The following is a 12,351-nucleotide window of genomic DNA, read 5'->3' as shown; positions in this document are numbered from 1 at the left end:
GATGAGCAATAACGTACTGACACAAACTATCGTTACCGGCAGTGACCCGCGTGGCCTGCCAGAGTTCAGCGCCATCCGCGAGGAAATCAACAAGGCCAGCCATCCGTCGCAGCCGGAGCTGAACTGGAAACTGGTGGAGTCGCTGGCGCTGGCGATATTTAAGGCCAACGGCGTGGATTTGCATACCGCCACCTACTACACGCTGGCCCGGACCCGGACACAGGGGCTGACGGGATTCTGCGAAGGGGCGGAGCTGCTGGCGGCGATGGTGACTCACGAGTGGGATAATTTCTGGCCGCAGGGCGGCCCGGCGCGGACCGAGATGCTGGACTGGTTCAACACCCGCACCGGGAATATCCTGCGCCAGCAGATATCCTTTGTGGAGGCTGACCTGCCCCTGTTATACCGTACAGAACGGGCATTACAGCTTATCTGCGACAAACTCCAGCAGGTGGAACTGAAGCGCCAGCCGCGTGTGGAAAACCTGCTTTATTTTGTCCAGAACACCCGTAAACGGCTTGAGCCGCAGCCGAAAAGCAGCGTTGAACACACCGCACAGACCACGGTCAGAACGCTGATTTATGCCCCGGAAAACGGCACTGCGCTGGCAACTGAAACGGTGATGCCGCCGCTGCCCGAACTGCCGGAGATGAAGGTGGAAGTGCGCAGCCTGGCTGACAGCACGCCACTGGCCAGTGTGGCAAAGCAGGGCAGTGCGGCGAAAGGTTTTATCGCGGGTGTTGTCTGCTCTGCGGCTGTCGTCGCCGCGCTCTGTTGGTGGCTGGTCTCTCCCATGCAACAACAACTCAACCAGGTCCGTGACACCGCGCAGGGCGCTGCGACAGTCTGGCTGGCGTCGCCTGAACTGGAAAACTATGAGCGCAGGCTACAGCAACTCCTTGATGCCCCTCCGGTTCAGCCGCTGGATACGGGCGTGCAGATGGCGCGTACCGCCGACAGTCGCTGGCCGGAGAGCCTGCAACAGCAGCAGGCTACCGCACAGTGGAATGAGACGCTGAAAACCCGCGCACAGAGTAGTCCACAGTTACGCGGCTGGTTACAGACCCGCCAGGACTTACATGCCTTTGCAGACCTCGTGATGAAACGTGAGAAAGAGGGGGTAACCCTTTCCTACATCAAAAATGTTATCTGGCAGGCGGAGCGGGGGCTGGGGCAGGAAACACCCGTTGAGTCCCTGCTGACGCAGTACCAGGACGCCCGTGCGCAGGGGCAGAATACCGACGTGCTGGAAAAACAGATTAATGAGCGGCTGGACGGCGTGTTAAGTCGTTGGCTATTGCTGAAAAATCAAACGATGCCGGAGACGGCGACCGGAGCAAAATCCGGCAGTAATAACTGAACTGAAGGAGTATTTTTATGGCTAATTTAATTTATCTGACACTGAATGGACAAAACCAGGGACTGATATCAGCAGGATGTTCCTCACTGGACTCTATTGGTAATAAAGCCCAATTGGTACATCTTGACCAGATTATGGTGTTTGAGTTAACGCACGGTTTAAGTCGTAACCAGAATGTCAATCATCATTCCGTCACCATAAAAAAGCCAATTGATAAATCATCGCCTTTACTCGGTAAAGCGATTAACGACAATGAAATACTAACCTGCGATTTTGATTTTTACCGGACAAATCGCTTTGGGGTTAACGAAAAATACTACAAGATAAAACTCACTAATGCCAGAATTAGCGATATTCATTTATATGCACCTCACTCTATTAATGATAATTCAGGGCAAACTCAGGAAACGATATCATTTGTATATGAAACCATAAACTGGGAGCATTGCACAGCCGGGACAAGCGGATATAGTTTATGGAATGAGAGAATCTTTTGATTAAATAAAAATATGGAGGGCAGTATGGTATCTAAAAATGAAAAACCATCGATAAATATACCTAAACCTAAACCTAAACCTAAACCTGAAAAAAATCTTTAACCGCAGAGGAAAAATTTGCTATTTGGAAAAAAGCAAGGAAAGATGCTTATGATGAAAAAAAAGAAATATGGAATAAATATGATTCATTCAGCAAGCTATGTCTGAAATGAAAAAGTATTTGCAAAAATATGATAACTTTAACTCAGATCTGTGCCCGGACTGGATATGGATAAAATCGATGTTATGGACAGAAGGTAATCCTGAGGAATTTGAAGATGAATGGGAACACAGGCCGCTCCGCATTGGAGTCGCTGGAGATGCGGGTGCACCCGCATTGCTCAATAAAGATGAAGCCATCAGTCTGGTCATTCCTACTGGTGCGGAATGGCAAAATTTAACATTAAGTAAAATTACTAATGATCCATATTCAAATATTAGAGCAGCAATTATATATTTAATGAATAAATTGAGTCTCTCGGATCAAATATCTGTTGATGATCCGAATGATAAAACCATTTATACAGTAAAAGTATCTACAGCTGATGGTCACGGTACTATGGATGCAATTGCTCTTGACAGGCGTCGAATAGGTACAACAAAGGAGATTCTGGAGAGGGAGAATCCTGGTGTTAATCCAACCAGACTACATAATGGCCAGGAGTTGAGATACTGTAAGGGGAGTAAGCAGCGGGTTATTTTTGGATGGCGATTTCCTGTAAATGCTAAAATTATTGCACAACAATACAATGGTGGTGGAGATGCAGCTTATGAGGCAAAGGTAGACTATGTGCATTCTTTATTGTCAGGCTCTATGGGGCGTGAAAAATAATGGCCAGTCTTTTTAAATTTTTACGGGTGTTATTATTCATTGTCATTTTTTTTATGATCGGCAGAGTATATGCTAACACCAGTTACTATAGTAGCAAAAATAACTGTGAATATGGCGAACAACCTGAAATTGCTGATTGCCTGAGAAATGAGTTAATAGAAAGTACAATAATGCTTAAAGAAGCAGAGAATAATATTAAACAACGCATACAAAAATGGTCTGCTGAAAAAAGTGCGTCGCTGGATGAGGCTATCCCTGTTGCACTTTATAAACTGGATGAGTCCCATAAAGCATTCGTTCGTTATCGCTTCACTCAGTGCGCGTTTGCTGGATCATGGGGGAACGGAGTGGGAAGTTTTACTCGTATATTTTCTTGCATGGCTGAACTCAACAGACAACGAGCAAAGCAATTAATGAATGCAGATATACCTGATTATGCAAAGGATTAGCTAAATGGCCATGGTTCGGTTATTGTTGTTTTTTGTTATTTTTATTTGTATGCCATCATATTCGCATGATGAGTCCTGGCATCCCAAAACATATGATTCGAATATATATTATTATTTATCCACACGGATACCAGATTCTGTCCGTCAGATAAGCTACGATACTGATTATTGCAATGTTTATTTGTCATTTGCGTTAACAAAAAATGAAATAACAAATGATATAAAAGATAATATAAAAAAATATTGCGCAACTCTTTCAGCGCGCAATGGTGAATTAAAGAAAAAATATGCCAGCAATAGTGAGGTGTGTTCAATTTTAACAATGACAGATGATGTTGTTTTACTTTATCACGATTATGATAAAGTAAATAAATAATACTGTCTATTTATTGCGAGTCTGTAGGCTGTACTTGTGAGTTGATATAACCGCCGTGTTTTGTGTTATGGTGTGTGGACTTTATGTAAAGAAACTGGTGTTTTTCAGGTGATCATAAGCTTGAAAGTCAAATTCGTATGTACAGACAAAATCTTTGAAAGTATTTCTGCATGATATGATGTTTAATTTTTCACGGATTATTTCTGCTATGAGGCCGTCATGGAATAAACGTTTAATTAACCTGCCGCCATGAATCACTGGCGGCAGGCAGAACTGATTACTGATAGCGGTTTACCAGATCTTTTACCATTCCGGCATATATTTTTTTTGCTTAAACTGCGTAATTTGTTGTTCTGTAACATATAATTTTGGAAAGTGAAAGCGGTAAAGTTAATAAATAGTAGAGGTTGAGAGTGAAAAAAATATTTTTAATGGTCTTGTCGTTTTTCTTTATAAGTGTTTCTCATGGAGCAAGCAGCGAGTATGATATTAACGTAGATGATTGTGACCCGATATTGCTGAATCAAGGAGAACGTTATTGGTGCTTGATGAATAAATATCATGAAAGTGCGCTTATTTTACAAAAAACAGAGAAAGAGGCAGAGGCTAAACTCGCCCGAATGGATAAGGAACATTCCTATACTCTGATTGAACATGAGGAACCTAAACTTATCTATGATTCCTACACACATCGTGCGCTGGAGCAGTTTCCTGAATTACATATAAAATATATACTACATCGGCAAAATCAATGCAGTTATGCAGTCTTAAGGCTGGGTGAAGTTCCAGGTAATCATCTGGCCATAGCCAGACTATATTGCATGATAGATATGAACTTAACTCAAATTAAATGGATTAAAGACTCAATATAGGTGGTTGATAAATGAATGACAAACTCTCATTGATTGTTTTTATCACATTTCTGGTGCTCCGTTCTGTTGATGTAAATGCTGCGGGAAATACCTATTATAAGTTGCCCGAAGAGATCAGAGGTTTTGTTGATGTTGCTGATAGTTGTGAATATGGTATTAGTATTAATGATGAGTATTTTATCAAAGAAAATTGCTCTGACATTGAGGGGAAACTTAATTCCCTTAAAGGAAAGTATAGTGATAAATATATCTTGTCAATTTTATCAATATATGATGACACAGTAATAATATATCTGGATTATAAAAAAGAAAAAATTGTGCAGTCAAATGATGATATGGTTATCGAAGTATTGTTTCTATATCTCTTATGAATATGATATGTTTAATTTTTTAAAAATTGCAGGTGTTCATTTGGCTAAAATATTGCATTTTAACCTGTGTTGTCAGTACATTAATGAATATTAATACATTATATTAGTTTTAATTTTCTACGAATTTTCTCTGCTTTTAGATGAGATATTCGTCCGGACTGGATATGGATAAAATCGATGTTATGGACAGAAGGTCATCCTGTGGATTTTGAATATGAATGGGAACACAGGTCGCTCTGCATTGGAGTCGCTGGAGTCGCTGGAGTCGCTGGAGATGCGGGTGCACCCGCAGTGCTCAATAAAGATGATTATCCACGCGGATAGCAAATTCTGTCCGTCAGAGAAGCTATGGTACTGATTATTGCCATGTTTATCTGTCATTTGCAGTGACACAAAATGAAATAACAGATGATATAAAAGTAATATAACAAAATATTGCACAACTCTGTCAGAGCGTAATGATGAGTTAAAGAAAAAATATGCCATAAATACAGAAGTGTATTCAATTTCATTAATGACAGATGATATTATTTTACTTTATCAAGATTTTAATAATATAAATGACTAACGCTGCTCGTTGATTGCGAGGATGTATCCTGTACTTGCGAGTTGATATAACGCATCGTGTTTTGCGTTTTGTCTGGCATCAGCAAGAGAAACCGCAGGGTAGACACCAATGGAAAACACTTTCTGTTTACCAGTGAAGCGGTAGCCTAACTGCCAGTATTTTGAACCATTGGGATACACAAGAAGGTAGAGACCAAATCCATCAGTGAGCTTGACGGCTTTTTCCGCTGGTCTGGCATTTTTTGCTTTAGTATCAGTAAGTGACATGACGGTTCCCTCCGCGTACTGGTAAAACGCAAATCGAACCAGCTTTACCTGCAAAGTAGTGTGGATTCGAGCGGTTTTTAACGAACGAAGATGAACCTGAAGAAGGGGATAACCAATTGATATAAAAGCAGAAAGCAGACGTCAGTGAACGTCTGCTTCCCTTAATTTGGCTCCTCTGACTGGACTCGAACCAGTGACATACGGATTAACAGTCCGCCGTTCTACCGACTGAACTACAGAGGAATCGTGTGAACGGGGCGCATAATAGCGATGGTGATCCGGCTTGTCAAAGGGGTAATTTCATTTTTTTATTCGTTTGTTGGCAAAATCGGCAATGTGCTGTGATTTTATACTGTTATCTTTGCTCCATAATGGTGCGTAGCTACCTTATTCGGGGCATCACCGATTTTCTTTGCCAGCCATTTAGTGGTTTCTCATCATAATAAATGCTTATTTAACCGACAATTAGCATGGGATCCTTCGTAATGAACAAATTGGCAAGTATCTTGCAAAATCCATTCAGATAAAAAGCCAGCTAATAACTGGCATTCTGAACCGGAGGCCATAAATGAATTTCAGACGCCTGAAATACTTCGTCAAAATCGTCGATATCGGTAGCCTGACTCAGGCTGCAGAAGTCCTGCATATTGCCCAGCCTGCGCTCAGCCAGCAGGTTGCGACGCTTGAAGGTGAGTTGGATCAGCAACTGCTCATCCGTACTAAACGCGGAGTAACGCCAACGGAAGCCGGGAAAATTCTCTATGCTCACGCCAGAACGATATTACGCCAGTGCGAACAAGCGCAACTGGCAGTACATAATGCCTGTCAGAGTTTAAGCGGTCAGGTGTCAATTGGCCTTGCGCCTGGTACAGCGGCATCTTCAATGACAATGCCATTGTTACAGGCTGTACGTACTGAACTGCCCGATGTGTTGGTTTATTTACATGAAAATAGTGGTGCGGCACTTAATGATAAGTTGCTCAATGGCGAGCTGGATATGGCTGTAATGTACGAACGCTCTCCCATTGACGGCATTCATTGCCAGCCGTTACTTAAAGAAGATCTTTATTTAGTCGGTACACAAGATTGCCCTGGGCAAAACGTTGATTTAATCACTGTTGCTCAAATGAACCTGTTTTTGCCCGGCGATTTTAGTGCTGTTCGCTTGCGGGTTAATGAGGCGTTTTCATTACGTCGCCTGACAGCAAAAGTGATCGGTGAAATTGAATCCATCGCCACATTGACGGCAGCCATCGCCAGTGGAATGGGGAGCACGGTATTGCCTGAATCAGCTGCGCGAGCTTTATGTAGTGCGGCAAATGGCTGGATGGCGCGGATCACTACACCTTCTATGAATCTTTCGTTATCGCTCAATATGGCAGCTAAAGGATCCCTGACACCGCAGGCTCAGGCCGTGAAAGATATTCTGCTATCGCTTATTACTTGCCCGGCTCTGGATAAACATGAATTGCAAATGGTGAGCTAACTGTTATTCCGCTTTGGAATAAGATGCAGGTTTTTATTATTTGTTCAGCCGGACATCAGACTTTAACAATAGCGTAATGTCTGATGTATCCGGAGCGAACAGTGAATTTCCAACAACTCAAAATAATCCGTGAGGCGGCACGTCAGGATTTTAATCTGACTGAAGTCGCAAACATGCTTTATACATCCCAGTCTGGCGTAAGTCGGCATATTCGTGAGCTAGAAGATGAACTTGGCATTGAGATTTTCATCCGCAAAGGAAAACGTCTGTTAGGTATGACGGAACCAGGCAAAGCGCTGTTAGTGATTGCAGAGCGTATTCTCAATGAGGCCAGTAATGTCCGGCGGCTGGCGGATCTTTTTACTAACGATGCATCAGGTGTACTAACAATAGCGACAACGCATACTCAGGCGCGTTACAGCTTGCCAGGTGTGATTAAAGCGTTTCGGGAATTATTTCCGGAAGTACGCCTTGAGTTGATTCAGGGGACACCACAAGAGATTGATGCATTATTGCAAAATGGTGGTGCAGATATTGGGATAGCCAGTGAACGGTTGAGTAATGATCCATTGCTGGTGGCATTTCCATGGTTTCGTTGGCATCACAGTCTGCTGGTACCAAATAATCATCCGCTGATAGCAGAAACGCCGCTCACCCTGGAGGCTATCGCTAAATGGCCACTGATTACCTATCGTCAGGGGATTACCGGGCGTTCACGAATCGATGAGGCTTTTGCCCGAAAAGGGTTAATCGCCGATGTGGTATTGAGTGCTCAGGATTCAGACGTCATAAAAACCTATGTTGAGTTGGGGTTGGGGATTGGTCTGGTGGCGGAGCAATCAGGTGGTGAACAGGAAGAGAAGGGGCTAACACAGTTGGATACGCGTCACCTGTTTGATGCCAACACTGTTTGGCTTGGCCTTAAGCGCGGACAACTGCAACGCAATTATGTCTGGCGATTTCTTGAGCTCTGTAATGCAGGACTGTCTGTAGAGGATATTAAACGCCAGGTAATGGCAACAGAAGAAACAGAAATTGACTATCAGATATAAAGCAAAAAGCCCGCTTTAAAAGCGGGCTTCTCAGAATTTGGCTCCTCTGACTGGACTCGAACCAGTGACATACGGATTAACAGTCCGCCGTTCTACCGACTGAACTACAGAGGAATCGTTGGAACGAGGCGCATAATACTGAGCGCCTTATTCCATGTCAACACTATCTTTCGTATGCTAATTCAATTGATTATTTAATCTGCAAAATAGTGAATTAATGAACATTTGTTGTGGGTGAAGCATCATTATTTGGACTATTACGTAATCGCAGTAATGGATTTTGCCCATAAAATTGGCAGAAACGTTGCCACAGAGAAGGAAAACGCGGGGCAAACAGCTCCGGGGCACTGAAAAAATATTCAGACAATACGGCGAAACACTCTGCGGGATCTGTTGCGGCGTACGCGTCGATACTGGAAGCGGTCTCACCGACCAAATCGATCTCCTCCTGAATGTTTTCCATGGCAGCGTGTAAATCGTGTTCCCAACCGGCGACTTCACGTAAAGGAATCAATGGGATCCCACTGGCCCGATCGCCGTTTCGCATATCTAATTTGTGCGCTACTTCGTGAATAATCAGATTAAAGCCGGAAGCATCGAAGGAATCACGAATATCAACCCAGTTCAACACAATAGGGCCTTGCTGCCAGCTTTGCCCGGACTGAACAATACGTTGATTATGCACAAGACCGATATCATCTTCCCATTCGTCATCAACCACGAAAGGAGCTGGGTAAATTAAAACTTCGTGGAAGCCATCAAGCCATTCGATACCAAGCTCAAGGACTGGAAGACAAAACAGAAGGGCAATACGCGCGCTCTTAAGCGAATCAAGTTCAAAACCTTGCAGCGGAACGATACGTTTTTGTTGAAGAAAACGCTCAGCCAAAGCAACTAATCGGGTTTGTTCCTCTGTCGTCAGGCTGTGCAAAATGGGGATTGCCAGCGCATCTTCCCAGGGAGGATTATCTTGTTGGGGTGTTTCTTGTGCTTTCCAGGGCCACTTAATCATCGTTTTGCTCGTAAACTCGTCACTTGAACAAAATTGCAGGTACAGGGTCTGTTAAAATGCCAAAATTCCTGGCATCATGGCAACCATCTTAACGGAGAGATGCCGGAGCGGCTGAACGGACCGGTCTCGAAAACCGGAGTAGGGGCAACTCTACCGGGGGTTCAAATCCCCCTCTCTCCGCCACTATTCAAGCGCTTAGCCCACCTCGTGTCAGTGACATAACTCCCATTGAGAAAATTCAATGAGAAAAATTATTAATGAGAAACATTAACAGCAGATATTTATGTGAGGCAGGTCTTTGCGTAGGGATGTCTTAAATGTTAATGCCATCTTTGATTAACCGTGCAGTTATGTTGATAAATTCTGGTAAATAATTCGGCATCATGCATTGCGAATTGTTTGCTGGTGGCTGTCAGCCTAAAAATCTTAAATTGGTTGGGCAATAAATATGATGCACCATTTTGAGCAACCTTGAACCGCAGCGCAGGGGCTGCGGTTGGTGATTAATAACTTATCGATAATTGTCAGATTAATTACTGTAAGCCATCAGCAATTCCTGCGCCGCCAGTTTACCAAGTGCATTAGCAGCAAACGGACTGTCACCCGTTAACAGCTTACGATCTTTGTGAACCCGACCAGTAATATCGTCATTTACTATAGTCATGCCCATTTTCTGCAGTTCCTCACCAAAAAACCACGTCAGTTGGCCAGGCATATAGCCGATATCTGGCGTCTGTTTGTCTGCTGCATCGGGGAAGGCGCAAATTGCGTAACCGTTTAGTGGATTATCTCCATAACGAAGGGAAAGAAATGCAGCAGGGCCGTGGCAAAGAGAAATAACAAACCGGTCATTGTTGATGGCCCACTGCAAAGTAGCTGCGACTTCCGGGCTTTCAGGCAGGCCAATTAATGCGCCGTGGCCACCGGGGATGAATACAGCAGCGTAAGGGCTATCGCCGTTAAGGTTTGCGACTACATTTGCCAGCTTCAGCGGATTACGGAACAGATGCTTATGCTGCTCAAAGAAGCCCATCACTTTTTCATCTTTGTGCGGCATCGCCCAGTATTCAAACTTCGTCATCAGACCGGAAATAGTTGCGACTTCAAACTCAAAGCCAGCGGCATGTAGATGATATAAAGGTAGAAGTGTTTCAATAGGATGGTTACCCGTTGAAAACAGAGCGCCATTATCAGTGGGCAGATAGCGTTCATCAGCGGCGATAACCAGAATCTTCTGCGGCCCTGTATAGGGGTTCGGGTAATTGGCCCCCTCAAGGTCTGATACCGGGCTGGTATACTGACTTAGTGAGTATTCTGAAGGAAAAAAAGCATCATTTTCTGCTGCATCGATCTGCGGATTTTTACTTTTTTGAACAGTCATAGTGTACTCCTATTACTTCTCAGGGATATTAGTCACTATCTTCGCGACTGAGTTGGCGCTATTTCTACCAACACCCAAAAATGCTGTCAATCTATCCAAAGTGGTATATCAGGATTTCCAGAAAAATCGTGAAAACAGTATTAATACCGGATAAATTTCCAGTCGGCCCAGAATCATCGCTGTGCACATAAGATATTTTGCTGCATCATTTAATGTACCAAATGTCGATGCAGTTTCGCCAAATCCAAGCCCCATGTTATTAATGCATGCCGCGACGGTAGCGAATGACGTTAATAGATCATAGCCCATCATGTTTAATATGCAGATAAAAAATACCGTAAACAGAATATAGAGAAAGAAAAAGCTCCATACCGAGCGCAGGACACGGTCCGTAACGACATTGCCGTCGACTTTGATACTCAGTAATGCTCTGGGATGAGCTAACTGGTGCAGCTCATTTCTGCTCTGTTTAAATAAAATGAGAAAACGTAACGCCTTAATGCCACCACAAGTTGAACCGATACAACCACCAAAAAAACTCAACAGCATTAAGAAAATAATGGTGTGAGAAGGCCAGTTTGCGTAATCCAGAGTTGCCAGACCATTATCTGTCATCATCGAACTGGTGAGAAAAAAGGCATGAATAATGCTGGAAGAGATATCATACATTCCCGCATGCCAGACTTGCCATGCCGTAATCGCAATGACTATAAAGGCGACAAGCAGGAAAAAGTGCAATTCACTGTTACGTAGTAAAGGTCTGAACTGACGCTTAACGATGACCACATACCACAAGGTAAAATTAATCGCAGAGAGCAATGAAAACAGTCCGGCAACAAACTCAATGGCATGGCTGTTATAAAAACCAATGCTTTCACTATGTGTTGAAAAGCCGCCTAAAGAAACTGTCGATATACCGTGGCAAATAGCGTCAAACAACGGCATACCTGCAACAAAATATGATGCGCTGCATACTATGCCGAGCAAAAGATAAGTCAGCCAAAGTGTACGAGATGTATCTGCCAGGCGAGGAGTCAGTTTGTCATCTTTAAACGGCCCCGGCATTTCAGATTGATAGAGTTTTGCGCCACCAATGCCTAATAAAGGTAGTACAGCAACCGCGAGAACGATGACGCCTAAGCCGCCGATAAAGTTCAGTTGTGCGCGATAGTATAGAAAAGCAAAAGGTAAAGTGCTCACATCGGAAATGACAGTGGCACCGGTAGTTGTGATCCCGGAAACACCTTCGAATAAAGCATCAACAAAACTTAAGTTAAACTCATCATCAATCCACAAAGGAAATGCACTGATAATGGAAAATAAGATCCAGAACAGCACAATGATCAGAAAACCATCCCTGGTGCGCAGTTGAATCCCCGCTTTCTTTGTCGCCAGCCAGGCAATGCCTCCAAGGCTAAAAAATACCAGAAATGTTTCGAGGAAAACGAAAAAGCTTCTTTCCTTGTAGATCAAGGCGATAAGCATCGGTGGCAACATAGATAAGCTATAAAGCCAGACCAAAAAACCGCACATATGAGTGACAACTCGCAAATGAGATGTATTCATAGATGAATGGCCTATCAATTATACCTCCAGTGTTATGCCTTCAGTTTGGCGGCTATTATACTCGCCATACTTCAAGTTGCATGTGCTGCGCTTAAACTCGCTCACGATTACCTTTCGTCAATACAAAAATGGCTCACCGGGTTCTGTTTAATCTTTAACCATGATAAAAGACGCGGCGCAAAATACAGGCAAGTTATCAGGTCATTCTTAATGGTGATATCTTT

At 43.5% G+C, this 12,351-nt stretch carries 13 protein-coding genes, 3 tRNA genes and 2 pseudogenes; 11 read left to right on the top strand and 7 right to left on the bottom strand.

From position 1 onward, the window contains the following. Position 1 precedes the first annotated feature (1 nt). The 5 genes from EFER_RS09855 (at position 2) to EFER_RS09835 (ending at position 3,553) form a co-directional block, all read left to right on the top strand. On the top strand, positions 2–1,360 hold the full coding sequence (locus tag EFER_RS09855) for a VasL domain-containing protein (RefSeq protein WP_000069992.1): 1,359 nt from the start codon (positions 2–4) through the stop codon (positions 1,358–1,360). A 17-nt stretch (positions 1,361–1,377) separates the two neighbouring features. After that, positions 1,378–1,857 (top strand): Hcp family type VI secretion system effector, encoded by a 480-nt coding sequence (locus EFER_RS09850; RefSeq protein WP_001284965.1) that lies wholly within the window; start codon positions 1,378–1,380, stop codon positions 1,855–1,857. A gap of 199 nt (positions 1,858–2,056) precedes the next feature. Continuing rightward, on the top strand, positions 2,057–2,728 hold the full coding sequence (locus tag EFER_RS09845) for a hypothetical protein (protein WP_015953487.1): 672 nt from the start codon (positions 2,057–2,059) through the stop codon (positions 2,726–2,728). Next, the gene (locus EFER_RS09840; protein WP_000157543.1) at positions 2,728–3,177 is read left to right on the top strand and encodes a lysozyme inhibitor LprI family protein; all 450 of its coding nucleotides are present in this window, start codon (positions 2,728–2,730) and stop codon (positions 3,175–3,177) included. The genes EFER_RS09845 and EFER_RS09840 overlap by 1 nt, the downstream gene beginning before the upstream one ends. A gap of 4 nt (positions 3,178–3,181) precedes the next feature. Further along, positions 3,182–3,553 carry a hypothetical protein gene (locus EFER_RS09835; protein ID WP_001252092.1) on the top strand — a complete coding sequence of 124 codons (372 nt, stop codon included), beginning with the start codon at positions 3,182–3,184 and terminating at the stop codon, positions 3,551–3,553. 277 nt (positions 3,554–3,830) lie between these two features. Here the strand turns inward: EFER_RS09835 and EFER_RS24835 are convergent. Then, positions 3,831–3,913 (bottom strand): annotated as a pseudogene (locus tag EFER_RS24835) (hypothetical protein); the annotation flags it as partial. Between the two features lie 53 nt (positions 3,914–3,966). On the opposite strand from EFER_RS24835, the gene EFER_RS09830 reads away from it, so the two are divergent. The 3 genes from EFER_RS09830 (at position 3,967) to EFER_RS24435 (ending at position 5,154) form a co-directional block, all read left to right on the top strand. Further along, a complete protein-coding gene (locus EFER_RS09830) occupies positions 3,967–4,425 on the top strand; it encodes a hypothetical protein (protein ID WP_125282644.1) in 459 nt (152 codons plus the stop codon). An 11-nt stretch (positions 4,426–4,436) separates the two neighbouring features. Further along, a complete protein-coding gene (locus EFER_RS09825; RefSeq protein ID WP_000998325.1) occupies positions 4,437–4,796 on the top strand; it encodes a hypothetical protein in 360 nt (119 codons plus the stop codon). 214 nt (positions 4,797–5,010) lie between these two features. Continuing rightward, entirely contained in the window at positions 5,011–5,154 is a 144-nt protein-coding gene (locus EFER_RS24435) for a hypothetical protein (RefSeq protein WP_167315501.1), read from the top strand. Positions 5,155–5,390: 236 nt separating this feature from the next. On the opposite strand, the pseudogene EFER_RS09820 reads toward EFER_RS24435, so the two are convergent. Then, positions 5,391–5,630, bottom strand: a pseudogene (locus tag EFER_RS09820) (Arm DNA-binding domain-containing protein); the annotation flags it as partial. A 167-nt stretch (positions 5,631–5,797) separates the two neighbouring features. Then, positions 5,798–5,873: transfer RNA gene (locus EFER_RS09815), tRNA-Asn, on the bottom strand. Between the two features lie 325 nt (positions 5,874–6,198). Here EFER_RS09815 and nac point away from each other — a divergent pair. Together nac and cbl are read left to right on the top strand one after the other, a co-directional pair. After that, the gene (gene nac, locus EFER_RS09810; RefSeq protein ID WP_001011449.1) at positions 6,199–7,116 is read left to right on the top strand and encodes a nitrogen assimilation transcriptional regulator NAC; all 918 of its coding nucleotides are present in this window, start codon (positions 6,199–6,201) and stop codon (positions 7,114–7,116) included. A gap of 101 nt (positions 7,117–7,217) precedes the next feature. Continuing rightward, positions 7,218–8,168, top strand: a complete 951-nt coding sequence (gene cbl / locus EFER_RS09805) for an HTH-type transcriptional regulator Cbl (RefSeq protein WP_001010985.1) — start codon at positions 7,218–7,220, stop codon at positions 8,166–8,168. A gap of 38 nt (positions 8,169–8,206) precedes the next feature. Here the strand turns inward: cbl and EFER_RS09800 are convergent. Then, positions 8,207–8,282: transfer RNA gene (locus EFER_RS09800), tRNA-Asn, on the bottom strand. A 100-nt stretch (positions 8,283–8,382) separates the two neighbouring features. Next, entirely contained in the window at positions 8,383–9,180 is a 798-nt protein-coding gene (gene mtfA / locus EFER_RS09795; protein WP_000598930.1) for a DgsA anti-repressor MtfA, read from the bottom strand. A gap of 93 nt (positions 9,181–9,273) precedes the next feature. Here mtfA and EFER_RS09790 point away from each other — a divergent pair. Beyond that, positions 9,274–9,363: transfer RNA gene (locus tag EFER_RS09790), tRNA-Ser, on the top strand. 346 nt (positions 9,364–9,709) lie between these two features. Here EFER_RS09790 and hchA read toward each other — a convergent pair. Together hchA and EFER_RS09780 are read right to left on the bottom strand one after the other, a co-directional pair. Next, on the bottom strand, positions 9,710–10,561 hold the full coding sequence (gene hchA / locus EFER_RS09785; protein ID WP_000218044.1) for a glyoxalase III HchA: 852 nt from the start codon (positions 10,559–10,561) through the stop codon (positions 9,710–9,712). A gap of 108 nt (positions 10,562–10,669) precedes the next feature. Next, entirely contained in the window at positions 10,670–12,127 is a 1,458-nt protein-coding gene (locus EFER_RS09780; RefSeq protein WP_024256471.1) for a TrkH family potassium uptake protein, read from the bottom strand. Positions 12,128–12,351: the final 224 nt, after the last annotated feature.

Source organism: Escherichia fergusonii ATCC 35469 (assembly GCF_000026225.1).
GTDB classification, from domain to species: Bacteria; Pseudomonadota; Gammaproteobacteria; order Enterobacterales; family Enterobacteriaceae; genus Escherichia; species Escherichia fergusonii.
Note: the sequence above shows the minus strand (reverse complement) of the source record. Positions and strands in the feature narration are given on the sequence as shown.